Source organism: Candidatus Zixiibacteriota bacterium (assembly GCA_019038695.1).
Lineage (GTDB): Bacteria > Zixibacteria > MSB-5A5 > GN15 > FEB-12 > B120-G9.
In genome coordinates this window covers 1-25,524 of the sequence record JAHOYZ010000025.1, presented here as the reverse complement: position 1 = coordinate 25,524, position 25,524 = coordinate 1, and the positions used below count along the sequence as shown (strand labels likewise).

Here is a 25,524-nt window from a genome sequence, read left to right as displayed (position 1 = left end):
CTGTGAGTTTCATGGCGGGTACGAACAGGCTAATCGGGCTCTTCTTGGATGTATTCAGGCAGATGGGGCGATGGCGCATCTGGTTGTGGCTACTGTCGTATTTCGCTCTGCAATGGTTACTTCTGGAAGCACACCGGCAGTTTACTTCGCAGTTTCTCTTTGGCATCATGTCAGCTTGGACGGGGCTGTTCGGCGAACAGGAGGCGATCGGTTTTACTCATTACCCCGGGCATTTTCTTTTACTGCCGTATTTCTTTGAATGGGCCAAACTGTATTTGGGTCTTATAGTCGAAGGTTTGTTCCTTGGTGCGGCATCGCTGTTGTTTTATGAGAGCTATGTACAGGTTGCCGAAGAGGACCGGTTCAAAGCCAGACAGTTGTGGTCGCGCTGGATTCATCTGGTGCTGGTCTATGCCTTACTTAATATTATCCTGATAGCAGCGAGTATGGGGCTGACCGCGGCACTGTCGGAATGGTTGCGGTATGGTCCGCGTCGGGTCCTGTTCTTCGAATGGGTTATTCTACCATCGCTATTTGTCTTTATCGTGGCGTGGTTGTTGGCTCTAGTACCGTCGGTCGTTATCTACCGAGATAACGCTCTTCAGGCTTTGCGGCGTTCATTGCGCCTGTTTCTGGCCAATCCAATAACCTGCCTTGTAATCGCAGCGTGTGTGTTGACAGGACCGATTGTGGTCTCAGGTATCTCTGGCAATCCCACACGAATAGTTGAGTTATTCAAACCGGAGCTTGTCTACTGGGTAATGGTGGCAGGGCTGGCGCTTGATATGATTGTCCATTTCATCTGGATGGGAGTCGTGGTTCGGCTGCTGGTTGCCGAAGAAGAATAATCGTTGTCGGTAGCTAAGACTGTCTTTTGGGTTGCCATCCCTGCATGAGCACAGGATGGTATCATCTCTCTAACCAATTGCATCTAAAATTGTCTTGCTGAGGAGAACCAAGGCAAGGGGTTAGAAATTTGACGGTGACATAGTTCAGATGATCAACGTCAACCCGTCATGATGTTCGTGAGGAGGGCGAGAAGGAGTATCTCAAGAAAGCCTTAACTGCTTCAAACTGGAACATCTCCCAGGTCGGTCGCCGTTTGTCTATCAGTCGAACTATTCTTTATGAGTTCATTGAGAAATACGATAAAAAAAAGACTACCAATATTGAGTTTTCTCTGGAAATCTTGAACTCCAGCCTATAAGAATCGCTCTTCCCGCCGATAATACCCATATGCCAAAAGAGGTATTGTCGAAGATGAAGAAGATTCTACTAGTTGACGACGACAAAGAGTTATCGCAATCGCTGGCCAATTTGTTTGACAGCGATCAGTTTTCTTTCAGTTTTCTGGAAGACGGCGACCGGGTAAGTGAGGTTGTTCAGGAGAACACCGATCTGGACCTAGTGATGCTCGATGTCAACCTTCCCACCCTTTCCGGGTTGGAAGTACTCAAGCAGATCAAGGAGATCAGGGACGAGCTTCCTGTTATCGTGATCTCCGGTTTTGTCTCGACAGAAAATGCCATCGAGGCTATGCGTGAGGGTGCCTACGAGTACCTGACCAAACCTTTTGAAGTTGACAAACTTCTAGCCACGGTGAGCAAAGCCTGCGGCCATACCTACCGAAGCAGAACGGGAACTCCTGTGCAGATTCACGAGGAGCCAGGTTTAGGCGACGACGATGAGATCATTGGTCGCTCACCAGAGATCGTTGAGATAGCCAAGATGATCGGTCAGGTATCCAAGGCAGAAGCCGCGGTCCTGATTTTTGGTGAATCCGGAACCGGTAAAGAACTCGTTGCAAGTGCCATTCACCGTAATTCTAATCGACGCTCCAAGCCATTCCTGTCGGTCAATTGTGCCGCTCTGCACGAGACACTTCTGGAATCGGAACTCTTTGGTCACGAGAAGGGCGCTTTCACCGGAGCCTACTTCAAGCGGATTGGTAAATTCGAACAGGCGAACAAAGGCACGTTGTTCCTCGACGAGATCGGCGACATGTCGATGCTCACGCAGTCAAAACTTCTGCGTGTTCTTCAGGAGAAAAAGTTCGAGCGCGTGGGCGGCAATGACAGTATTGAGGCCGATGTCCGTATCGTTGCCGCGACGAACAAATCACTGGTACAGGCGATGAAGGAAGGCTCGTTCCGGGTTGATCTTTTCTACCGTCTGAAAGTGTTCTCGATATTCCTGCCGCCGCTCCGCGAACGCAAAACAGATATTTCGCAGTTAGTCGAACACTTCATTCGGAAGTACTCTGGACAGACGAGTCAGCGAGAGAAGACCGTCTCCAAGAAAGCCATGCAGATGCTCACTCAGTATCAGTGGCCCGGTAATGTGCGCGAGCTGGAGAATAACGTCCACACCGCGATCGTGATGTCGAAGGGTGATATCCTTCAGCCGGAAGACTTTCCGATTCTCACCGAAGGCAGTGGCAGTGAGAAGATTGACCTGGATGATTTGCAGGAAGATTACACCGACGCTTTCCGCAAGATTGTTGGTCCGATCATGCCCAAGTTGATCCTGAACTCACCCGGTCAGATATTCCATTTTCTTGAATCATCATTCGAGCGGGCCGTCATTTCGTCCTGCCTGCAGCAGTTTGACGGCAATCAGGTCAAGACCTCCGAAGCGTTGGGGATCTCTCGTAATACCCTCCGCGACCGTATCTCACGCTTCAATATCTACTAAGCATCATTCATTCGTAACTTCCGCAACACCCATTTTGTGATTTACGACCCGGCCAGGTGCATAGTATATTGCTCCCATGAAACTATGCCACATCGCTGACACTCATCTTGATGCCGGCGCCGGTCATCCCCGACGAGGGAAAAGCGGACTAACACTACGTCAGGAAGATATCATCAACGCTTTTGTCGAGGCCATTGACGGCATTATTGCCATCAAACCAGATGTCTGTGTTCATGCCGGAGATCTGTTTGATCGGGTCCGTCCCCTCAACAAGATCATGGCCGTAGCAGTTGAACAGTTTCACCGTCTAGCCGAGCAGCACTGCATTCCTACGGTCGTGATCAGTGGCAATCATGATGCTCCCAAACAGCCGCATCAGGGCGCGGCGCTGGACGTGTTTCGGCAGATCGACAACCTGTATGTAGTGACCGGGAGTGCTCTCGAAACCTGTCGAGTCGGTGAGATCTGTATTCACGCTGTCCCACACTGTCTGACCGGCGAACTGCTGCAAGAGGAGTTGCGCAACGCCAAACCCGATAGTGCTGCCACCCACAATATCCTTGTAGCGCATGGAGTCGTCGCTGGGATGCCTGAGTTTGCTATGGCCGACCTCGGTGAACAGGAGATCCCCAAGAGCTGTTTTGACGGTTTTGATTATGTAGCCCTGGGTCATTTTCACAATTTTACTAAGGTGGCCCGTAGAGCCTGGTATTGTGGCTCAACCGAACGTTTGTCACAAGCTGAACGAGGGGCTGACAAGGGGTTTCTTGAGGTCGATTTGGAGCCATTCAAGACGACATTTCACAAAGTACGCAGCCGGGGGATGGTGGATATCCAGACCATCAACGCCACAGGAAAACGAGGCGACCAACTGGCTACGATTATCAAGGAAAAGGTCGAAGCGGTCGGTAGCGGCGACAAAATTGTACGGGTTCGGGTGGAGGGTGTGACCGAGGAGACGCTCAAGACAATGCCGGGCGATGTTATTTCGGGTCTGAAACAAGACTCCTTCGCCTTGGACATTAGCTTCCAGAAAGTATCACGGGATGACTCGGATCAATCATTTGGACGGGCGTCTATCGGGCGGCTCGATTTGTCGTTTCTGGAGTTTCTGGAAGTAGTCGATTTGAAGGGGTTCGATCGGGAAAGATTGAAAACCGAGGCGATGAAATATCTGAGTGAAGAAGAATAGCACACAAGTTCCCCCCGGCAGGCGGACATCCTCGTCCACCCGCCGGAGTTCGGTTCAGTTAAGCCCCCATGCCTACCATTCGGCCAACTGCTGATCACTGTTTGCAGCCATCGAAACCAGGTTTCTCAGTTCGTTGATTTCCTGACAGCGATTTCCCCTGGATATCTCCTCGACCAGAGCGAGGACATCATACAGATCAGATCCCTGTGACCAATGCGATCCACGGAGAATCTCCGCGAACTCAGCTGCCGCAGCCGCCAGCTTGAAACCGCGAGTGGCTCGGTTGAAATCGCTCCCAAGAATCCTCACCGGGATCGGGCATGTGACTTCGGCAGCTCTGGCCTGCGAGACATTTGTAATGTCCGGTTGTTTGTAGCGGATATGCACAGTGCCGATATTCCCGCGATGTCGTTTCCCGGTTAGCTGGATTTCGTAGAGGGCGGTCACTTCGTGTCCAGCCCCAATCTCGCCGCCGTCTTCTTTGTCATCACGAAATTTGTGGTCAGCCACGTCGCGGTTCTCATAGCCCAGCAAACGATAGCTACGTACAACGCGCTGATCGAAATCGACCTGAATCTTGACGTCGCGGGCGATCACCTGCAGCATTCCCGTCAGGTTCTCGACCATCACGCGTTTGGCTTCATCCAATCCATCGACATAAGCATAGTTACCGTTGCCTTTGTCGCCGAGTTGCTCCATGAGAACGTCATTGTAGTTGCCCATACCGAAACCGATGGTCGTCAACGTGATGCCCAAATCGGCACACCGGCGAGCTTTCTTCAATAGTTCGTCGGCAGTAGTGCGTCCCACGTTCGCAACACCATCACTGCACAGGATAACGCGGTTGATGCGGTTGGGATCGAGATGTCGCTTGGCCATCTTGTAACCCAATCGGAGTCCCGCCTCTGCATTCGTGGAACCACCCGGGGTCAGCAACATGATCGCCTGTTCTATCTGGCGCTTGTCCCGCACGCTGGTTGGTTCGAGAACAATCCGGCCACCGGTACCATATTCTACAATACCTACCTGGTCTTGAGAGTCCAGTTCGTTCAGAAGCATCAGCAATGATCGACGGACCAACCCGATACGATTCTCCTTGCCCATCGAACCGGAAACGTCCACGACAAACACCAGGTTGGCCGGCTGGCGTTCCTCTTCAAAGAAATCTAACCCTTTGATTCCGATCTTAAGTAATTGAGTGCCAGGTCCGAACCGTGAAGGGGCTCCTTCGAGGTGAACCCGAAAGGCATCATGGCGAGGCGCATCATAGTTATAATCGAAACGATTGACAAACTCCTCCACGCGTACTGCCTCGGACGGTGGCAGTTGTCCGCGTTCGAGGTAGGATCGGGTCATCACATATGATGCGTCGTCAACGTCAATGGCGAAAGTTGAGAGATGATCGACCCGAGTGTCGGTGAAATTGTTCACACCATAATCCTGAAAATACATAGCGTCGGGAACAGGAGGAATATATTCATCAGGGTAAGGGGGGCGAATTGGAGGAGACGGACATCTGACTTCTCGTTTACGTCTGGGTGTCTGGGTAGACGGAGATATCATGATTTTCGGGCTCCCCAGCACACAACCAGCTTGATCTCCAGCAGGTTCGAGTCCTCCCTGGGGATTATTAAGCGGAACACCGTTCACGATGTAGGACACTTCCCCGGCGCGACCGCCACGGATGAAGACTTCTCCCTTACTGTTCGTCATATCGCCCGACGATTGTGTCAGCAATTCATCGACGGTCGTCACTGGTTTTCTCGCGACTTCCTCTTTTGTGATGGTCTGCTTGGTGGCAGTGTCGTGAATCTGGAGTTGATCCTGTCTGCCTTTGACAGTGATGACTTTGTCCAACCCTGTTGTGGACTCCTCCATGCTCTGCGAAACCACGATAGTGATATCCGCTCTGACAATTATATCTATTACTTCAATAGTCGTGAAGTTGACAGAACTGATCCGCAACGTGTACGTCCCCGGCTCCAATTGCGGGATGACATACTTACCATCAAAGTCGGTCATAGCTCCCCGGTCGGTTCCAACAACTATTATGGAGACTCCGATCATAGGCTGGCCGGTTGCTTTGTCGGTGATCGTTCCGGTGATTTTGCCGGTTGCGGCGGCATAGAGCAGCGCGTTGGCGATCAGAAGAACCGGGATGAGGAGAATCATTACGACTGTCTTTCGTGTGGAGTGCATATTCCACCTCCTGTCCAAAAAGGGTACTGTTACTGGCCTTGAGGGGAATACAACCTAAAGACGGGTTTCTTCCCGGAAATGTTCAATCACCCCGGGATTGGGGTCATTGAGCAACTGTGGAGAAGAACCCCTGGGGGATAATGTGCTATTGAATGGGGATGTATACAGCCAGCTTATCGTCGCCAGCATACAACGTGAAATTATCGGGTTGATGGGTCGTTGATAACTGCCCGTCTTCCGGGGGAAGGAGCAGATACGAGAAGTCCGGATTAGTGCGAACAATTTCGCCAGCATCTTCGAGACTATTTGTCCAGGCAACATCGGAGTGCCAATACCAGGCAGTCTTGGCGATAATATCCCAGTCAGGTTGATGGGGACAAACCATGATACCGTTGCGTCCTTCTGACTGTCGGAACAGGTCTGTCATCTTATCCGTCAAGTTGTACACTGTAGTGCATCGGATATGGTGTATTTTGACTCCTGCCGCTGTCACTCCGATACCCAATGACATCCAGATTATGAGAAAGACAGCTGCGATTGTGGGGACCATTCTCATTTTAATGAAGGTGGTCAGACCCAAAGCCACGAATACTGCTGACAACGCATAGGCCGGTGCGAAATAGTGATAGTAGAGCTTGGCGGCACTCGAATATGAGATAATGTACAGGATCAGCGTAATACTCAGAGGCAGTAGCATGGTCACCTTTTTCTTTACGACCGAATAAACGCCGACCGGAAGGAGAATAATCCAGGGAAGATAAAGTTTGGCGAACCGAAACAGGAACTCGTACCAGTCGGTGTGAATCTTAGGACCACCACCCATAAAACGTCGCCCAATCTGGATCAGGAAATAGTGCTCAAGGAAGTGTCCATCTGCGAACCACTGGTCAAGGACCAAGTACGCTCCCACAAGAAAGATGGCGATTCCCGGTATTAGCCAGACATAGTGTGTCCTTGCATGTGGTGTCTCGACACGGGGTGTTATGGACCAGTGATGATGAAGCAAGAAGCCTGTGAACATGCCAATCCAGACCGGACCGGATACGACTCCTTTGGTCAGGAATGAACAACCCAGAGCTAAACCCGTGACCACATAAGCCCATCGTGGGATGACTCTATCTTCTTCTGAAGATATATGGGCCAGACCGGCCAATGCCATGAGCACAAAAAAGGTCATTGGGTAATCGAGCAGTGTTGAGTTACCCCCTTGCATGAAATTGTAGGTGAGGATCAATACGAGCCCACTCAACAGGCCCAGCCTCTTTCCACCAACGCTCCGACCCAGCCAGAAAACTGCCAGGACTGAACCCGTTGTGCATATTGCTCCGAATAGTCGGGCGGTGCTGTCGGTTGCTCCAAACAACCAGAAAAGGACTGCTTGTGCCCACATAACCAGCGGCGGATGTTCGGCGAAGTTAGGATGAGAGTATGTTGTATATGTTGGGTTGAACCAGTGGCCATGGTCCATCATGTTGCGGGCTATGACCGAATAAGTCGTGGAGTCGAGATTGATCCCGTTCTGCCACCATCCCAGCGACAGAAAAAGAGAGGAACATACGACCAGCACTATCACCGGATGGTTTTCAACCAGCGATACGTACTGTCGCCATAGATGTGTCAGTCGAAAGATTCTGTCCGCCATAGCCTAATATATTGTGATTGATGGTGCAGGTCAATCAGGAGGTTGGCAGCCGGGATCATCTGACGGTGGCAAATATGTGGTAATATGGCCGAACGGAATTGATGGTGAGACGTACAAGCAGAGAGAGGAAACGGCCAAGGCCGTAGAGCGAAACCGGATTGGGTTCAGGGATACTGTATGGCACTGACTGATCAAGAGTTTATTATAGAATCAAGACGTCTGACGACCGGAGACAGACCCGCCATCTCAATGGCCGATTCTGCATACAGAGACGGCAAGGAGCCATGTGCATCTGGTAATCATGCTCTCTGGCCGAGCTTTCGGAATTGGATTATCCGACTGATCATGCTCCTGAAGAGTATTCCTCGTTACCGACGTATTCGGATTACATACCGGTCGGGGGCGAACTTCTTTTCGGAAATCGTTCCAGCTGCTCTATTGGGTCGGTTCTTCGGTCGTGAGTTGATCCTCAGTTATCGCTCTAACCGAGCCGAGGCAGAGCTGGAAGACTACGGTCGGGGCATGCAGCCTTTCCTGAGGCTGTTTCATCGTATCGAAGTGCCCTGCGACCATGCAGCACGTGTTTTTCGTCGGTACAATCTCAAAGCGACGGTTGTGCCACCAGTGGTGAATGATGACCTGTTCTCGTTTTGTCTTCGAATGATCGTGCAACCGAGGATTGTGACAGCGCGTCGTCTGGAGAGGGGAAGCAACATAGTCGGGCTTATCAAAGCTTTTCGATTCATAAAACAGAAATATCCTCGAGCGGAGTTGACTATTCTGGGTGATGGCCCCCAGCGTGAATGGCTTGAGTGGTTTATCGATTCTGAACACATCCATGGCGTTACTCTGGCCGGTCGGGTGAGTCATGAAGAGGTGGCGCGCCATTTTACAGCCGCTGATCTTTATGCCAATGCGTCCACCATCGACAGTCTGCCGTTGTCAATGTTGGAAGCACTCAGGGCTGGCTTGCCGGTCGTGACCACCAACGCGGGACAGATTTCCGAGATCATTGATGATCGGATCAACGGTCTGCTGGTACCGATTAATGATCATCATGCTCTGGCGGATCGGATCATCGAACTGGTCAAGAACCCCTCCCTGGTTACCAGGCTATCTGAAGCCGCCGGTAAGGGTAGCAAGTAGCCTTCTCGGACTGGCAGAACCACCAAGCAGGTTCTGTCCTGCAACACTTGTGTCCCCCTGGTTAGTTAAGAGACTGTTGTCACTGTTATTGTTGATTTGCATGTGTCCTTCTGGATATTAGGCTCAGGTTGTTTCAAATGGGTGGGCTGGTCTTGTTCGCCGCAGCGAAAATCGTGCAAATTGCACACTGGCCAACCTGAAGCCGGAGGAAGACGAACGTGACAGCACAGAAATCCAAGTTTGAACTCGCCGTCGTGATGCCCGTGCTCAACGAAGAGAAGTTCATCGGTCGGACTCTGGAGCAGTTGTACCAGCAGGATTTTCCAATGGACAAATTGGAGATCGTGATCGCCGATGGCGGATCGACCGACCGGACGTGCGAGATCGTCGAATCCTACAAGAGCCGCTTCGGTTCGCTCAAGTTACTAACGAATCCAACTCGCAGGCCTTCCTCCGGTCTAAATGCCGGTGTCAAAAACAGCACAGCACCCTATATAGTGGTGATTGATGGGCATGTTCATATCCCAGGAAATACTCTCCTGCGTGATATTGTCGATCTTTTTCAAACCTCGCAAGCTGCCTGTTTGTGTCGTCTGCAACCCCCGACAGCGCCCGGTCTAAACGAGTTCGAGTTGTCCGTGGCATTGTGTCGATCGTCATTATTGGGCCACAGACCGGGATCCGAGATTTGTGCCGATTACGAGGGTGAAGTTGACCCTACTTCGTTTGGTAGTATGTGGACACGGGAGACATTTGACCGGATCGGGTACTTCGACGAGCAGTTTGACGCTTGCGAGGATGTTGATTTCAATCATCGTGTGAAACAGGTCGGACTGAAGTCTTATCTTTCACCCAAACTGACAGTGTTCAATTACCCACGGTCGAGTCTGCAAGCATTGTGGCAGCAGATGTTCCGCTACGGATTTGGGCGGTTCCGTTTTGCACGCAAACACAATCTGATAGCGCCGGTGCAATGGATCACCCTGGCGGGCGTGGTTGGTATGGGCTTTCTATTATTGCTGTCATTTCTGTATACGCCCGCATTTGGTTTGTTCAAATCACTGGTGGCGCTGTATTTGCTGGTTGTCGTATTGTTCTCCGCCGGTTTAACCGCCAAAGAAAAGCACCTCGGTTGCCTGCTGTATGGACCGCTGATTTTTCCCACGATCCACATCGGCCTGGGAGCTGGCTTTCTCTCTGGCCTGATTGAGCGACTGACCGGTCCACGAAACCCGCGTTCAAAATCCGACAGCCAGTCTTTGTCACTAATATAACAAGTGACGAAGTCTACTATTAACCGGGGGTGACCCGATGCTAAAGAGTTTCAGTTTCAGTTCTCTCAGGTCGTTTCGCGACTGTCCTCAGAAATTCCAGTTTCAATACATCAAGCGAGTGGTAACGCCAAGGGTAGAGACAGCTGATCTTCGTCTGGGTAACATTGTTCACGATGTTCTCAAGCAGGTTTACCGACGTAGTGCTGATGGCGTGCCTGTGTCACTCGACGATACCCTCGCTCTCTACGAATCAAGCTGGTCTGCTGTTGATAAACACACAATATCGGTCGGTTCGGACTACATGGGGATTGACGACTATATCAGCAACGGTCACAAAATGCTGACCACTTTCCATCAGAAATACCACCCCTTTGATCAACATACGTTGCTGGATGTGGAACGGAAACTCAGCTTCACTTTACCGGGAACGGATTTCAAGTTTTCAGGCGTGATTGACAGATTGCTCAAGAAGGATGACGGCACGGTCGAAATCTGCGATTACAAGACTGGGCGTCATATTGTCCGTGCTTCCGATCCGGATTTCTACTATCAGATGGGATTGTATCAACTCGCGGTCCAGGCCAATTTCCCTCAGTGGAACCAAATCGAGCTGGCTCAGCACTTCTTGAAAATGGATGAGGTTGTCGCAGACCGACTGACTCCCGAACGGATCGATCAACTTATCGAGGATTTACGGTTGTCGGTTGTCGAAACTATTGAGGCTGAGCGGCGAGATGATTTCCCGACCAAGGAAGGGCCACTCTGCAACTTTTGCAATTTTCTTGAATTTTGTCCAGCCAAACGTCATAGGCTGATGCTGGGGCGCGAGGAGGAAGAAGAAGGACTCTCCGGGTTACCAGAGCAACAGGCATTTGAGAAGGCGACCGAACTGCTCGATAAGAGTGACCAATTGAAACAGCTCAAGGCTGAGACCGACGCGCTCAAGTCTGATCTCGTTCGTCTTAGCGGCGAACTTAGTGTCAACCGGATTGAAGGGCAGGGCGGGTATGTAACGGTCAAAAGTTCGCGTGACGAGAAATTTGTTACCAAGACGAGTAATCCTAAGGCGTTTGCTGAGCTTTCATTCGTTGCCAGGCAGTTGGAACTCGACGACTATTTCAAACTCGATGGTCCTACCCTAATGAAGGAAGTTTTCCGTAAGCAACGACTCGATAAGGAGTCGCTGGAAAAACTCACCCCTTTCGTTGTCCCAAAAGAGACCCACCGGGTAACTCCCCGACGGAACAAGCAACCCGACCCGGAATAATGGGGGGCTGATATCCGAGGATACAGAGACAGACTGTAACACTCAGTGCGGAGAGTCGGCTGAGTTGGCGTTTGATCATACTGTTGGTGTTGAGATGTAGACATTACGATTATTCCTGCAAAGACTGATGATTGTGAAGTTGATAGGTATATTGTACCCGTTACGGAGAGGCACAATGCGGTATATAATACCTGCTTGCTGTCTGTGGGGTAGTCATGGCATGATGTTAACGTTAATTAGATCAATAAGATACACATAATTTACAATGTTGTGTAAATTGGCACACTATTTGTTAATAAGTCAGCAGTGAGTTAGGTTTTCCTAGCTGCGATTCCGCGCTTAACAGAGTGTGGTAAGGCGTCCCGCCCGACCATGTCTGTTCGGTGTAACAGGCTGACCTTTTGGGGTCAGACTGTCGGCAGCGGGGGTATGCTCCACGGTTCTGCATCGGTGTGCTGCACGATGATGTTTGACCTGGTGACGTATAGAGGTTGTGTTGAGGGGGGAGAGGTATTCTGATCACGTGACAGGATCTTGATCAGATGAGTAGAGCCGGCGGTTGCGTCCACACCGCCGGTTTCCTTTTGTTTTTTACACAATTCTAAAGATATTACCCAAAACCCTCGCTTCGTTACTCCGTCTTGACATAACCCCTGCTGTTATGTATTTTATACTAGTACTTTGATCTGGGCAGGATTTGACCAGTACCATGATCGCACCAGCATAGAAAGCGATACAACCACCGTGCGGGCCAGGAGGAAGCCATGTTCCGAATCCACATACTCTTATTAGTATCCATAATCTGTTTGACGTTGTTCGCGACCGGCTTTGCGGTCGAGCAACCGGTTCAAAGGGGTCTTGAACTGTTGACCCCGGCGGAGAAACAGAATGCTGAAATCCAATTGGATCTCGAAAGCGGGTCCAGCGAAAACGCGCAAGCTGTTGCCCGTCAGATTGAAGAGTTGTGGAACAAAGGTTCATTTGACGAAGCCTTGCATCTGTTCGACGAATTGGCAACTCTAACTGATCTTAGTCGGGCGTCGGTATGGGGCACGTGGCGGACGCCGGTGCTAACCAATTCGCCCGACCGGTTTGGAACCGATGTTCTCATCAGCACCCGGGATTCTGTTAGGACCCTTGAGATGGAAATTCATCGCCCCTCGGGTAACTTGATGGCGATCATTATGAACGAGGGTGATGGCTGGACGACTACGATGTCTTCCGTTCTTTCCACTGACGGTGGGGCCACCTGGTACGAGAAGCAGTGGCTCGGTGTCAGCTGGGTAATGCACTCGGTTACTGCCGCAGTTTGGCACAATCATTGTTACGTAGCTAACTACGACGGTAGCTGGGTGAAACTGCGGCGCTTTCGCTGGGACACTGGACTCACAGGAAGTTTTCCCAGCGGTGGGTCAACCTGGGATGTCATTCCGAGTACATATGCCACTGAAGTTGTGCTACGCTGTAACGACGGGTTCCCCGACAATGATTTCCTCTACATTGCCGTAGGCGAAGCGACCGGCACCGTTGATCTCTTTCGCATCGACCCGGCGATAACCCTGCACGGCATGACCTCGGGGATTACTGATTTCGACCGAGGACTTGATGCAGCGGTATCACCATCCATTTGGTACCCGATCTTTGCCTCTTACATCAGCCCTTCCGACTATTGCACGATAGCTCGTTATCAGGGAACCACGAGTCAGTTTGAGACGAAGCGTACAGCCTACGTGGGCGGAAGTGTTCAAGATGAAACGGCGATTGATGTTTATGGCATGGATGTTGTCTGTATCTACGAATACCAAGCCGGCTCGCACATTCTGTATGAATCCTATAGCACCGATATTGGAGTGACCTGGGATACGCGGAATCTCGAACCGCCGGCGTACAGTCCCTCACTGACAATGCGGGGCGGTGCAGGATTGGCCCGGGCCTACAGTCGACAAGTAATGGCTCCAGTCAGAACAGGTCGGTTCAGGTGGGTTTCCCAGGACTCAATTCATCTCAGCGGTGAGCCAGCTGTCCAATATACCGACAACTGGACCGCCTTTCAGCAGGACATTGAGTATATCGGTGACGACGAATATGGTATCGCTTATGTAAGCAGTGACTATCAAGCCTGGTTTGACCGCGGTGACGGTTGTTGTCAGGAGCGCGGCAATGTCGATCGGATAACCGGTACGGGGGGGGCGATAAACGTGGCTGACCTCACATATCTTGTGGCATACCTCTTTATAGGGGGACTGGAACCTCCATGTATTATCGAGGGGAATGTCGATGGCATTGGCGGTACGGGGGGGCCGATAAACGTGGCTGATCTAACCTATCTGGTGGCGTATTTATTCATTGGTGGCCCCGAACCGCCACCCTGTCCATAGATTGTATATATAGCAGCCCTCCCTCAAGGGTTGTCTGCGTTCATAGTATTTCGTATCATGCTTCCAACAGCATGAAGACAATACGAACATCTCTGGAATACCGTCGCGGGAAAGACACTGCAGCCACAACCAGCAATTATCTATTCAACCAGCTAATTCCCTACATTGGCAACAAGCGCAAACTTCTCGGCCTTATTCAAGACGCCCTGCGTCTTACTGATACCAGTTCCGGTGATGTGTTCGTGGACCTGTTTGCCGGGTCCGGCGTTGTATCGCGTCTGGCGAAACAGCTTGGCTATCGTGTGATCGCCAATGACTGGGAACCGTATGCCGAGGCCATCAACCAGTGTTTCATCGGATGCAATCAAGCACCGGAGTTCGATGCGCTGGGCGGCTATGACAAAGCGATAGACACACTCAACAATCTCCCGCCAGTGGCGGGCTGGATTACGGAGCATCTGTGTCCCCGTGATGACAATGATTTCGATATCAAGCTGGACCGCATGTTCTATATGCGAAAGAACGGCCAGCGCATCGATGCCATCCGCCAGCAGATCAAGAGTTGGCGGGATGAGGGGACAATAAACAACAACGAAGAGGCTTGCCTTCTTGCACCACTATTGTATCAGGCCTGTTACAACAGCAACACCAGTGGTGTGTTCAAAGGGTTTCATAATGGTTGGGGAGGAAAGACTGGTACTGCGCTGTATCGTATTGCGGCTGACCTGAGATTGAGCCAAGCTGTATTCTATGATAACGGGCAGGAAAATGAAGTTCACAAGATGGATGCGATGCATCTGGCCGAACAGTTGGCTGACCGCGAAGTTGACGTTGTCTATCTCGATCCACCCTATAATCAGCATCCGTATGGAAGCAACTATCATGTTCTCAACAGCATAGCTCTCTGGGACAAGCCGGAACTCAGCCAGCAGATTACACCTGGCCAGAAGTCCGCGATCCGCACCGATTGGCGGACCGAACGGCGCAGCGCTTATAATTATCGGGCTGAGGCTCTGGATGCTTACACGAGATTGCTGGAGACTCTAAACGCGAGATACATTCTTACAAGTTATTCCACCGACGGTATTATTCCGCTAGAAGTGATGCTCCACGAGAATATTCGCTGCGGCAGGGTGAGAGTTGTCAAACGGCAGTACAAAAGATATCGAGTGAGTTCGCAGCGTTTTTCAAACAAACCGCTGAACGTCGAGTTCGTGCTGATAACTGATACCCACTGTAGAAATAGACAGACTATCGATGATCTGACAAAGACCATTCAATCGGTTGAGAAACGTGCTCTGGCGGAGCATCCCGAAGGCTGAACTCAAGTGCATTATTGGGCCGTTATAGTTCGTCTCGGCGATCTTGACAAGACCGAATCGGTCACATATAATTTGCACATTCTTGAGGAACCTCTGGTATAACCAGCATGGATATTATCGGCGGTAAGCCTTTGCAACTTGGTGAAGATATGAGGATTGATATATGACAGGTGGTTCAATGGAGAACATGATTGAGGCTCGTGGACTTTGCAAATACTATGGTTCGTTTGTGGCTATAGAGGACATTTCTTTTGCAATTCCTAAAGGACAGATTGTGGCTTTTCTTGGCCCCAATGGGGCAGGAAAATCTACGACTATGAAGATCCTCAGTGGCTTTATGGCGCCCAGCAGCGGTGCTGCTTTTCTAGCCGGACTGAACGTGGGTGCGGATCGTTTGGAAGCTGCGCGGAAATTGGGCTACCTGCCTGAGAACGGACCACTCTACGACAATATGACGCCGCTGGAGATGTTACGTTTTCTCGGTGAGGCTCGGGGAATCGAGGGTTCTGCTCTAAAGCGCAGGATCGATGAGGTCAATGAAGTCTGTGCTCTTGAACAGGTTTTGGAAAAACCGATTGGGAAACTATCGCGCGGCTACCGCCAACGAGTAGGACTAGCTCAAGCGTTGTTGCACGACCCGGAAGTGCTCATTATGGATGAACCCACAGCCGGGCTGGACCCGAATCAGATTCATGATTTCCGAAACAACATTCGCCGTCTCGGCAAGTCGAAAACAGTCTTGCTGTCCACCCATATTTTGCAGGAAGTCCAGGCGGTGGCGGAGCGGGTGCTGGTGGTGCATAATGGTCGCCTGGTGTTCGATGGAACGCCCGACGAACTGTGTGGGGGATCGACTATGGAGGACAGTTTCTACCGACTGACCGGGCAGCACACGCTGGGTGCAGATGGCGGAGAGGAGGTGTCGGCATGAAAATCAACACGCGTGTAATTTCGGTTATTGCCCGGCGCAATCTGCTTTCCTATTTCGCGAGTCCTACCGGCTATGTGTTTATTACATTGTTTATTTTCCTCAGTGCATCGGCGGCGTTCTGGCAAGAGCATTTCTTTGCGGCCAATCTGGCGAACCTGGACCAACTCAGCGGTATGTTTCCGCTTTTGTTGCTGTTCTTTGTCCCGGCCCTGACAATGGGTGTCTGGGCTGATGAACGCCGTTATGGTACTGATGAATTGCTGTTGACACTACCAGCCACTGATCTGGAAATAGTGATGGGCAAGTATCTCGCGGTATTGGGCATCTACTCTGTCTCACTGGCGCTGTCGCTGAGTCATGTGCTGGTGCTATACTGGCTGGGCAGTCCCGACCTTGGACTAATGTTCGTTAATTATTTTGGTTATTGGTTGATAGGAGCGGCCATGCTGGCGGTAGGGATGCTGGCGTCACTTCTGACGGCGAATATAACAGTGGCTTTTGTTTTGGGCGCGGTGCTCTGCTCTGTGCTAATATTCGTTGACTCCGCCACATGGGGAGCCAACGGAGGATTTCGACGGTTTCTTTCGACACTCTCGGTATACCCGCACCTGGGGGATTTTGCACGGGGTGTAATCAGTTTCTCGGGTTTGCTGTATTTCGTCTCGATAGCGGCTGTCAGTTTGTATATCAATACTGTTCTCATCGGGCGTCGTCACTGGCCGGTAGAGGCAGGAGGTTACAAATTCTGGGCGCATCATCTGGTGCGAGGCGTGGCATTGGTAATGGCCATTATCGCGTTCAACTCACTCTTCTCCGCTCCATGGCTGCGGCTTGATGTCACAGCAGAACAACTGCATTCTCTATCGGATGAAACCGAAGAGATGCTCGATGAGCTAAGCAGCGATCGCCCGGTGTTTGTGCAGGCTTTTATTTCACCGGAAGTGCCGCGCGAGTTTGTTGAGACGCGGGCCAATCTCATTGGAAAACTCCAGGAAATGGATGCTGTCGGCGGTGACAAGGTTCAGGTCATGATCCATGACACCGAGCCGTACACGGCTGAGGCCCGGGATGCTCGTGAGAAGTTTGGCATGGCACCTCGCAAGGTCATGAGTACTGGTTCGGCGCGTACCAGTACTGCCGATATTTTTCTGGGAGTGGCGTTTACCTGCGGAGCCGGTGAGGAAGTGATACCATTCCTTGATCGCGGTTTGCCGGTCGAGTATGAATTACTTCGTTCTATCAGGGTAGCGGCCAAGACTGAACGCAAGAAGATCGGGGTATTGACGACCGAGGCCAAGATTTTTGGCGGGTTTGATTTCAGCGCCATGAGCAGCACACCTCCGTGGCTGGTCGTTTCCGAGTTGGAGAAACAATACGAGGTGACTCAGGTGGCACCCGACCAACCGATCAGCGAAGAACTGGATGGTTTGCTGGTGGTACTGCCGTCGTCGCTGACTCAGGATGCGATGGACAATCTCAGAAAGTATGTTCTATCCGGACTTCCAACATTATTCATTGTCGATCCTTTGCCGACTTTCAGCATTCCTCTGTCGCCATTACTTCCCGCCGGAGCCGACCGCAATCCTATGATGAGTCAGGGCCAACCCCCGCCTCCGCCAAAGGGAAACATAGTGGCTTTGATGTCGGACATTGGTGTGAACTGGAATCCGAGTCAGGTTGCCTGGGACACATACAATCCACATCCCGATCTCAGCCAGTTACAACCGGAAATCATTTTTGTTGGTCAGGGTAACGAGACGTCCGAGGCGTTCAACGAGTTGCACCCGGCCAGTGCTGGTCTACAAGAACTGGTTATGCTCTATCCCGGATACTTGTACAAGGGGATCGAGAGTCCTTATGAATTCCAGCCATTGCTGCGCTCAGGTCGTTTGTCAGGATTGTTGCCTTTCCAGGGGTTGGTTCAGCGTGGATTTTTCGGAATGGGCTTCAACCTAAATCGTAATCCCCGCCGCGTACCGACCAGTGAAAGCTATATTCTGGCCGCTCGAGTGATGGGATCTTCAGGTACGGCCCCGACAGTTGAAGACGCCACGAGTACAACGGCCACAGTCAACGCTATTATTATAGCCGACATCGATTTCATCTCCAGTCAGTTTTTCCAGATACGGATGCAGGGATTTGAAGGGATGAACTTTGATAATGTCCCGTTTTTCCTAAACTGTATGGACATGCTGGTAGGTGACGAATCATTCATCGGTTTGCGCAAGAAGCGAGTGAAACATCGTACTCTCGAGACAGTAGAAGCTCAGACGCAGGAGTTTATCGAGCGGCGGATTGAGCAGGAGGGTTTGGCTGAGACGGATGCCCAGACGGCACTCACTCAGGCACAAAACCGGCTTAATGAGAAAGTAAATCAGGTTCGTGATCGAGCTGACCTTGACGAGCAGACTAAGCGAATTATGATGCAGAACCTTCAGGAAGTTGAGAATCGTCGTTTCGAAGCACTCAAGGCTGATATTGAGGCTCAGAAGGAAGCCCAGATTGCCAGTGGACATGCGGAGATGGAAGCAGAAATTCGCAGTATCCAAACCCGCATTAGAACGCTGGCTGTGTTATTACCTCCCATTCCGGTATTCGTAGTGGGAGTGATGGTCTTTATGAAGCGTCGTCGTCGTGAGCAGGAAGGGGCTGCGGCCGCAAGGAGATTGAGGAGCTAAGCCATGACAGAAACCAAGAAGACAATCGTATTTGTTGGCGTGGCCGTCGGCCTGGCGTTGCTGGCCTTCATCTTTGCGCCCAAGAGAATTACCCCGGATGCGTTCCTTGATCAGGGTGAAGCGTTCTTTGTTGACTTTACGGACCCCAACGAGGCGACCACCCTTGAGGTTGTCGAGTTTGATATGACAACCGGTTCACCGCGCGCTTTCAAAGTCACTTTTGAGAATGGTCGGTGGACAATCCCGTCGCATCACAACTATCCGGCCGATGGAAAGGAACGTCTGGCTCAGACTGCGGCTGGCGTAATTGGTATCGTCAAAGACGACTTCCGCTCCGACAATGCTTCCGACCACGAGGCGCTGGGAGTGATCGATCCTCTGGACGAATCTGCCAGCCTGACTGGACGGGGTAAGCGGATCACGATCAAGGGAGCAGGTGGGAAGGTGTTGGCTGATTTTATCGTTGGTAACTTCGTCGAACAACGACCAGGGATGCGGTTTGTTAGGGTACCGGATCAGAAGCGGGTCTATGCTGTCCGAATGGATATCGATATATCCACCCGTTTCGAGGACTGGATTGAGACCGATCTGTTACAGCTTGCTCGGGGTGATGTGAAGACTGTTATTCTCAACGATTACAACATCAACGAGCGCACCCGTTCGGTGGACCGACGCGACAATATCCAGCTTGCACTTGATGGAGACGTATGGTCTGCTCGTGGGATGAAGAACAGCCAGCAGGTCGATTCGACTGTTATGGATGAGTTGCTGGCCACTCTCGATGAACTTCCCATTGTCGGTGTGCGCCCCAAACCAGCGGGACTGTCTGCCAGTCTCAGACAGGATGAAAGTGCGATCGATGTTTCCCAGGCCGACAAGCGGTCATTACAGGGTAAAGGATACTACTTCACCGGTGACGGACAATTGATGTCCAACGAAGGTGAATTACTCGTTCACACCACGCGCGGTGTTGCATACACATTGCGGTTTGGTGAGGTTGTTCATGGCTCTGGGCTGGCTGTAACGGCTGGCTCCAGTGACGATGGAGCTGCATCCCCGAGTGGTGCCGCGGCTCAGAATCGGTACTTGTTTGTATCAGCTCAATTCGAAGCAAGTGCCTTCCCCGAACCGCCCAAACCGAGTAACACTAATTTCCTTAAGGTTGCCGACACTTTACGAACCGAAGAGGATCGGTCTAACAAAGCCCTCTATGACGTTCACACCAAATGGGAAAGAGATTTCAGTCGAGGCCGAGAGACAACTCAGGCTCTCAATGACCGTTTTGCTGATTGGTATTTCGTTATCTCATCTGACAGTTTTGACAAACTGCATCGTTCGCGCGGGGAACTGGTGGTGAAGAAAAGCGAGTAGTAGTTTTCTTGACGGACCGGCAAGCAGACTTGTCATGCCGGACTTGATCCGGCATCCAGTTATATTTGTCGAAACTGAAGACAGTTTCGACCTACAAGACTGGTACAATTGGTTTGAAAGACAAGAGGAGACGTGATGTCCAAATCAAAAAGTGAGATATCATCGACAGGAACAACGCTTGCATTTCTTACAAGTGGGACATGATCGGAAACACTGTCGAGAGTTCTCGGCCGTGCATTCGATCACCCGTTGAAACTTGAGGAGCGCGCCGCTATGCCTTTAGCAGGCGGAATAATGCAATATGGCTACCAGTGCGGCATGATTTGGGGCGCAACGCTTGCCGCAGGGGCGCAGGCGTATCGACTTCTTGGTCCGGGACCACAGGCTGAATCTAAGGCGATTGTTGCAGCACATAGGCTTGTAGAGTCTTTCCGTGCTCTCAACAACAACATAAATTGCTTCGAAATAACTGATATAGACAAGTCATCATCAACAATGCAGATGATTACATTCTTCCTTTTAAAAGGCGGGACCATAGGCTGCTTTCGCATGGCGGCAAGATATGCCCCGGTAGCATTCAATGAGATAAACACCGCTCTTTCCGAAGAACATATCGAAGCGCCCTCCCCTCCGGTAAGTTGTGCGGCAATGTTGGCACAAAAGATGGGCGCATCCGACATGCATACAGTAATGGCGGCGGGATTTGCCGGCGGAATCGGCTTATGCGGGGGTGCCTGTGGGGCATTGGGAGCCGCGATATGGATTACCGGAATGAATCGCCACAAGGAACGAGGTGGTAAGATTGTTTCTAATGATCCCGGAGCCATAGATGCGATTGGTAGGTTTGTGAAATGCACCGACTTCAAATTCGAGTGCTCCGAAATAGTCGGACGGAAGTTTGAGAATGTTGACGACCATGCCTGTTATTTGCGCGACGGAGGTTGCTCGGAAATCATCGAGGTTTTAGCTGCCAAATGATCTGCAGTTTGAGCATTCTATAACGGCGGAAGGTATTGTGTGATATCATATCTATCTTCAGTATCCAAACCTAACAAAGCGCTGCAGTAGTTGCAGGTCAGGACCCATTTTCGCTCCTGCCAGAAAACAGGTAATGCCTGACGGAATCACCAGGGGATTCCGTCCGAATACGGGGGGAATAACCACTTACGGCCAAACTCATTGACAACCGCAGAATCAAAGGCTATTATTGCCATTCCTGAACGGAGAAGACAAGAGAGAGCGATGTGAGTACTTTAGACAGCCAGCAGTTGCTTGAATACACAAAGCCGATTCAGTCTGATCTGGAAGAGTTCGATCAGAAGCTCCACGATCATCTTCGCGGCGATTCTCCGTTGATTTCATCGATTGCCCAGCATCTCCTTCGTGCCCGTGGAAAACGTGTGCGCCCGGCCTTTCTTTTTTTGTCTTCGCGGGCGGCTGGCAATTTCACGCCCTACACTGTCGACTCTTCGCTCGCGGTGGAGTTGATTCATACGGCCACATTGCTTCATGATGATGTTGTTGATGAGTCGAACATGCGTCGCGGACAGGAAACGGTAAACGCCCAATGGACCAATCTGATCTCGGTGCTCATGGGTGATTACCTTTTTGCCAAAGCGTTTCGGATAATGGTTGAGGCGGAGTCGATAGATCTGATGAAAGCGATATCGCGAGCCACGGAACGTGTGTCGGTGGGCGAGTTGCGCCAGATAGAAGAGACGGGGAATTACGAATTATCTGAGGACGAGTACCTTACAATAATTGCCGACAAGACGGCTTCACTATTTAATGTTTCGTGTGAGATTGGCCCTATTCTGGGCGACTGTGGGAAACGCGAACGCCGCAAGTTTTCCCAGTTTGGAGAGAAGGTGGGTGTCGCGTTTCAGATTGTCGATGACCTGCTGGATTATGTCGGAGATGCTACCGTTACAGGTAAGGAGCCGGGCAACGACGTTTTAACGGGAAAAGTTACTCTGCCGCTTATCTATTCGTTGCGGAAGGTAGGGAAAACGGGCCGTAAGGAAATGGTATCGTTCCTGCGTAAGAATGATTCACCGGATTCATTTGAGAAAGTAAGTCAGTTCATTACTGAGAATGGTGGCCTTGAGTATGCTTATGATAAGGCCAATAAACTAATTGAGGATGGTCTTGAAGGTATCTCGCACCTTCCTTCTTCAGAACATTTCGATTGTCTGGTGAGCATGGTTAGGTTCACAACTGCGCGGGTTTCATGAGCGAGCCATTCTCGATTCAACTTACGTGAACAATAGCCCAACGAGGGGCGTATAATTGTCGATATGATTGGCTGGAAAGATTTCTCCGTAGAGATACTCACCGAGCACCCCTTCCTGGTTGCCCTGGCAGCAGTGGCTCTGATCGCCATGACCTGGTGGCTCTATCGACGAACGAATCCACCAATATCGGTATGGATTCGCGCCAGTTTGGTAGCCTTGCGGCTGGTAGCTGTGTTGGCGTTGATACTAGCCCTTTCACAGCCGATCATCAGTTACACTCGAGAATATGAGCGACCCCGCCGGATCAGCCTCTTGCTTGATCGATCATTGAGCATGGAGAAAGAGGAATCCGGCCGAACAAGGATAGCTCGTATGGATTCACTCCTGACCGATCAAATATTCCGACGAGTGACTCAAGATGCTGAGGTGACCTCTTACTATCTGGGTGGCAACCTGGTTTCTGACGCTAGCCAGGTCATGACGAACCAAACAGCTTTAGGGGATGTCCTGCATCAGCTCGACAGGTTACAGGTGGAGCGTCGGGATGACTGGTGGCTACTTTTTTCCGATGGCAACTCCAACGCTGGTCGTAGTCCCGCCGAGGTTGCCACTACGATGCGAACCCCGATTGTGACTATCGACATGACTTCCGGGGCAGGTAGTTTCGATCTGGGCATAAACGACATTGAGTTCAACCCGATCGTGTTTGTAGGACGTCCGACCGAAGTTGTAGTCAAATTCGGCTGGCAGGATGGTCTGGGGCGGAAAATTCGTCTTGAATTGATGGACTCTAGTCGTGTTCTGGACGCGACCGAGTTTGAGATTGTGCAGGATGGCGGACTTGGTGAGGTGACTCTGAAGTTCATCCCGACCTCTCCGGGTCGTAGACTCATGAGTGTGCGTGTGCCCCCTCTAACGGGGGAGGAGACGGTTGATAACAATTCACGATCTTTCTCCATGAAAATACTCAAGAGCCGCCTGCTGGTTTTGATGGTTAGCGAAAGTCCCGATCACGAGCTGGGTTTTCTCCGGCGATTTTTCGAGCAGTCCGACCGGTTCGATGCCGAGTTGATCGTGACCGGATCAAAAGCCGGCAATCTGGCCGGACGGTTTCCGTCGCGCCAGACGGAACTTAACCGGTATGATCTGGTGGTTTTACATGACCCCGATCCGGACCAGCTCGAAAATCGAGCCGGGATCATAAAATCCTATCTCGAAGACCGTGGGGGAGCCATATGGGTTTTGATGGGCAGTCGGTATGCCGCTCGTGGACCATGTGAATGGTTTGATAGTTTGTTGCCTTTCCATCCAACCTCCCGGCAGGAATTGCGCTACCTCGACTATCATGGCGAGCCGCAGGAAGATCAGCTTTATCATCCTGCTGTGCGTCTGGCTGACGATCCGTCATCTATCAGGGAGACTTGGTCGTCATTGCCGCCGTTTCAGAAGTTGGTGCCTTGTGATCGTCTGGCACCCAATGCCGTGGTCCTGGTGCGAGGCTCTATCCGTACTCGTTTGGGGCAGTTGCCAATACTGGGCTATCGACGATTTGGTCCGGGGAAACTGTTGGCCCAGGCAGCTCTGCCGTTCTGGACCTGGGGTTTCACAACCCTGGGATTGGGACAGGATGGCATGACTTACAATCGTTTTGTTGATGGTGTAGCCAGCTGGCTGACGGTCGTCGACGATCTGGCTCCGATCCGAATCGGACCGGAGAAAAGGGTTTTCACCCGAGGTGAACCGGTTCGGTTTGACGGCTATGCATTTGATCCCGGTTTTCGCCCCATCGACGGTGCGACAGGTTCGGTGGAGTTAAGACCGACTGATAAGTCCGAACCCTTTGTGCAGGACCTGATCGAACGCAGAGATGGAGAATACCGGGCCGTTTTTGATCACCTCGTGCCGGGCAAGTACAGTTACCGAGCAGTCATAGAACAGGACGGACGTATTCTCAAGGCGGACGATGGCGAGATTCTGATTGAGTCATTCTCTATCGAGGAGTTTGATCGGAGTGGCCGCCCCTCAGAGTTGGCAGCTATTGCACGACTATCGGGTGGGAATTACTTCACTTTTGAAGAGTTCGATCAGGTGATTGGGATGCTCGATCTAACTTCAGTTGCGGAGCGAGAGGACGAAGATATTACGTTCTTTAATAAACTGTGGCTGTTGCTCACTATCGTGGGAGCATTATCATTGGAGTGGTTGATTAGGAAGATGAATCAGTTAGTTTGATGACGATGCTTCTTTCTTGTAGTCTTCTATGATTCGCTTGAGATCGACCTTCTCTCCCAAGGCAACCTTGTCAGTGGACAAAGCACTAACACGTTGGTTGATTCGCTGGGTACAGTTGACAATCTGATTCAGATATTCACATTGTTCCTCGGACATGCCTTCTGGGTCTTGAAGTAGAAATTCTGTATAGCCAATTATCCCCGCCAACTGGTTATTGAGATCGTGGTTGAGCGTGAGACACTCGGCGATATAGGGCTTGAGAATCCGAAATATCTCCAATTCTTCCCGTGTTTTCTCAGCGGTAGGTGTTTCTGTCATGCGAGTGTTGCCCATTTTTCCCGTCTGGCTGATTTTGCCCTTTTGTTGTATGTGTCGGACAGTGGGAACCCATACTTGAGCGCCTGATTTGGAACCAATCAGCCTAACTCGTATAATCGGCCTTGCCTTGAGTAGTCGGGGGTATATATTGGGTTCCATGAACCGCAGAAAGAAGAGGTCCTGATGAAGATAGCAGTCATTGGCGCGGGATTGATGGGGCGAGCAGCTTTGTATGATTTGGCTCGATGTGAGGGAGTTGAGCAGGTTGGAGTATTCGACATTGATGCTGACCTGGCGAAGCAAACAGGTACGACTTATGGTAATGGAATAGAAGTATCGGCCGCCCTCGATGCTGGAGATGAAGACGCTGTCGCGGCTCTGCTGGCCGACTATGATGCCGCCGTTTCGTGTGTGACTTACAAGTTCAATCCGGGTCTGACTCGGGCTGCCATAAGAGCCAAATGTCATCTTGTCGATCTTGGCGGAAACAACGATACAGTCCGCAGCCAATTGGAAATGAACGACGAGGCTGAAGAGGCTGGTGTGATCGTTGTGCCCGATTGCGGGCTGGCACCGGGGATGGTAGCCGTACTTGTAGCGGATGGTGTGGCACGGTTTGACAAAGTTGCGTCAGTCAATATCCGTG

General features: G+C 51.2%; 18 protein-coding genes and 1 pseudogene. 16 read left to right on the top strand and 3 right to left on the bottom strand.

Annotated features, from left to right (window positions below; all coding sequences use genetic code 11):
- Window positions 1–2: 2 nt before the first annotated feature.
- From KOO62_08725 to KOO62_08710, 4 genes and pseudogenes are all read left to right on the top strand, one after another.
- Window positions 3–848 (top strand): hypothetical protein, encoded by an 846-nt coding sequence (locus KOO62_08725; protein ID MBU8934079.1) that lies wholly within the window; start codon window positions 3–5, stop codon window positions 846–848.
- 176 nt (window positions 849–1,024) lie between these two features.
- A pseudogene (locus tag KOO62_08720) lies at window positions 1,025–1,207 on the top strand (hypothetical protein).
- A 53-nt stretch (window positions 1,208–1,260) separates the two neighbouring features.
- On the top strand, window positions 1,261–2,694 hold the full coding sequence (locus KOO62_08715; GenBank protein ID MBU8934078.1) for a sigma-54 dependent transcriptional regulator: 1,434 nt from the start codon (window positions 1,261–1,263) through the stop codon (window positions 2,692–2,694).
- 76 nt (window positions 2,695–2,770) lie between these two features.
- Window positions 2,771–3,886 (top strand): exonuclease SbcCD subunit D, encoded by a 1,116-nt coding sequence (locus tag KOO62_08710; protein MBU8934077.1) that lies wholly within the window; start codon window positions 2,771–2,773, stop codon window positions 3,884–3,886.
- A gap of 72 nt (window positions 3,887–3,958) precedes the next feature.
- Here the strand turns inward: KOO62_08710 and KOO62_08705 are convergent, their stop codons facing one another.
- Together KOO62_08705 and KOO62_08700 are read right to left on the bottom strand one after the other, a co-directional pair.
- A complete protein-coding gene (locus tag KOO62_08705) occupies window positions 3,959–6,085 on the bottom strand; it encodes a von Willebrand factor type A domain-containing protein (protein ID MBU8934076.1) in 2,127 nt (708 codons plus the stop codon).
- A 145-nt stretch (window positions 6,086–6,230) separates the two neighbouring features.
- Window positions 6,231–7,727 carry a glycosyltransferase family 39 protein gene (locus KOO62_08700; GenBank protein ID MBU8934075.1) on the bottom strand — a complete coding sequence of 499 codons (1,497 nt, stop codon included), beginning with the start codon at window positions 7,725–7,727 and terminating at the stop codon, window positions 6,231–6,233.
- 177 nt (window positions 7,728–7,904) lie between these two features.
- Here KOO62_08700 and KOO62_08695 point away from each other — a divergent pair, with 177 nt between their 5' ends.
- The 11 genes from KOO62_08695 to KOO62_08645 all read left to right on the top strand — a co-directional run bounded on the left by KOO62_08695 (window position 7,905) and on the right by KOO62_08645 (window position 24,560).
- Window positions 7,905–8,873: a glycosyltransferase family 4 protein gene (locus KOO62_08695; GenBank protein ID MBU8934074.1), complete on the top strand. Its 969-nt coding sequence runs from the start codon at window positions 7,905–7,907 to the stop codon at window positions 8,871–8,873.
- A 218-nt stretch (window positions 8,874–9,091) separates the two neighbouring features.
- Window positions 9,092–10,147, top strand: a complete 1,056-nt coding sequence (locus tag KOO62_08690) for a glycosyltransferase family 2 protein (GenBank protein ID MBU8934073.1) — start codon at window positions 9,092–9,094, stop codon at window positions 10,145–10,147.
- Window positions 10,148–10,184: 37 nt separating this feature from the next.
- The gene (locus KOO62_08685; protein MBU8934072.1) at window positions 10,185–11,414 is read left to right on the top strand and encodes a PD-(D/E)XK nuclease family protein; all 1,230 of its coding nucleotides are present in this window, start codon (window positions 10,185–10,187) and stop codon (window positions 11,412–11,414) included.
- Window positions 11,415–12,178: 764 nt separating this feature from the next.
- Window positions 12,179–13,792: a hypothetical protein gene (locus KOO62_08680; GenBank protein ID MBU8934071.1), complete on the top strand. Its 1,614-nt coding sequence runs from the start codon at window positions 12,179–12,181 to the stop codon at window positions 13,790–13,792.
- A 71-nt stretch (window positions 13,793–13,863) separates the two neighbouring features.
- Window positions 13,864–15,114 carry a DNA adenine methylase gene (locus tag KOO62_08675; protein ID MBU8934070.1) on the top strand — a complete coding sequence of 417 codons (1,251 nt, stop codon included), beginning with the start codon at window positions 13,864–13,866 and terminating at the stop codon, window positions 15,112–15,114.
- A gap of 163 nt (window positions 15,115–15,277) precedes the next feature.
- Window positions 15,278–16,045 carry an ATP-binding cassette domain-containing protein gene (locus KOO62_08670; protein ID MBU8934069.1) on the top strand — a complete coding sequence of 256 codons (768 nt, stop codon included), beginning with the start codon at window positions 15,278–15,280 and terminating at the stop codon, window positions 16,043–16,045.
- Window positions 16,042–18,723 carry a Gldg family protein gene (locus KOO62_08665; GenBank protein MBU8934068.1) on the top strand — a complete coding sequence of 894 codons (2,682 nt, stop codon included), beginning with the start codon at window positions 16,042–16,044 and terminating at the stop codon, window positions 18,721–18,723. Before KOO62_08670 ends, KOO62_08665 begins: the two co-directional genes overlap by 4 nt.
- A 3-nt stretch (window positions 18,724–18,726) precedes the next feature.
- A complete protein-coding gene (locus KOO62_08660; protein MBU8934067.1) occupies window positions 18,727–20,094 on the top strand; it encodes a DUF4340 domain-containing protein in 1,368 nt (455 codons plus the stop codon).
- A gap of 273 nt (window positions 20,095–20,367) precedes the next feature.
- Window positions 20,368–21,072 carry a C-GCAxxG-C-C family protein gene (locus KOO62_08655; GenBank protein ID MBU8934066.1) on the top strand — a complete coding sequence of 235 codons (705 nt, stop codon included), beginning with the start codon at window positions 20,368–20,370 and terminating at the stop codon, window positions 21,070–21,072.
- Between the two features lie 266 nt (window positions 21,073–21,338).
- Complete coding sequence (locus tag KOO62_08650) at window positions 21,339–22,328, top strand: polyprenyl synthetase family protein (GenBank protein ID MBU8934065.1); 990 nt, start codon at window positions 21,339–21,341, stop codon at window positions 22,326–22,328.
- 63 nt (window positions 22,329–22,391) lie between these two features.
- Window positions 22,392–24,560, top strand: coding sequence for a FixH family protein (locus tag KOO62_08645; GenBank protein ID MBU8934064.1), 2,169 nt, complete (start codon window positions 22,392–22,394; stop codon window positions 24,558–24,560).
- Here KOO62_08645 and KOO62_08640 read toward each other — a convergent pair.
- On the bottom strand, window positions 24,552–24,878 hold the full coding sequence (locus tag KOO62_08640) for a hypothetical protein (protein MBU8934063.1): 327 nt from the start codon (window positions 24,876–24,878) through the stop codon (window positions 24,552–24,554). The genes KOO62_08645 and KOO62_08640 overlap by 9 nt on opposite strands.
- Window positions 24,879–25,061: 183 nt before the next feature.
- Here KOO62_08640 and KOO62_08635 point away from each other — a divergent pair.
- Window positions 25,062–25,524 (top strand): saccharopine dehydrogenase NADP-binding domain-containing protein (locus tag KOO62_08635; GenBank protein MBU8934062.1); only part of this gene is annotated, 463 nt, incomplete at its 3' end.

Bases quoted from the DNA above. Each gene is read 5' to 3' on its own strand.
- KOO62_08645 (MBU8934064.1), top strand. From the start codon at position 22,392: ATGATTGGCTGGAAAGATTTCTCCGTAGAGATACTCACCGAGCACCCC.
- KOO62_08640 (MBU8934063.1), bottom strand. From the start codon at position 24,878: ATGACAGAAACACCTACCGCTGAGAAAACACGGGAAGAATTGGAGATA.
- KOO62_08700 (MBU8934075.1), bottom strand. From the start codon at position 7,727: ATGGCGGACAGAATCTTTCGACTGACACATCTATGGCGACAGTACGTA.
- KOO62_08685 (MBU8934072.1), top strand. From the start codon at position 10,185: ATGCTAAAGAGTTTCAGTTTCAGTTCTCTCAGGTCGTTTCGCGACTGT.
- KOO62_08705 (MBU8934076.1), bottom strand. From the start codon at position 6,085: ATGCACTCCACACGAAAGACAGTCGTAATGATTCTCCTCATCCCGGTT.
- KOO62_08710 (MBU8934077.1), top strand. From the start codon at position 2,771: ATGAAACTATGCCACATCGCTGACACTCATCTTGATGCCGGCGCCGGT.
- KOO62_08660 (MBU8934067.1), top strand. From the start codon at position 18,727: ATGACAGAAACCAAGAAGACAATCGTATTTGTTGGCGTGGCCGTCGGC.
- KOO62_08670 (MBU8934069.1), top strand. From the start codon at position 15,278: ATGACAGGTGGTTCAATGGAGAACATGATTGAGGCTCGTGGACTTTGC.
- KOO62_08665 (MBU8934068.1), top strand. From the start codon at position 16,042: ATGAAAATCAACACGCGTGTAATTTCGGTTATTGCCCGGCGCAATCTG.
- KOO62_08675 (MBU8934070.1), top strand. From the start codon at position 13,864: ATGAAGACAATACGAACATCTCTGGAATACCGTCGCGGGAAAGACACT.
- KOO62_08655 (MBU8934066.1), top strand. From the start codon at position 20,368: ATGCCTTTAGCAGGCGGAATAATGCAATATGGCTACCAGTGCGGCATG.
- KOO62_08715 (MBU8934078.1), top strand. From the start codon at position 1,261: ATGAAGAAGATTCTACTAGTTGACGACGACAAAGAGTTATCGCAATCG.
- KOO62_08695 (MBU8934074.1), top strand. From the start codon at position 7,905: ATGGCACTGACTGATCAAGAGTTTATTATAGAATCAAGACGTCTGACG.
- KOO62_08680 (MBU8934071.1), top strand. From the start codon at position 12,179: ATGTTCCGAATCCACATACTCTTATTAGTATCCATAATCTGTTTGACG.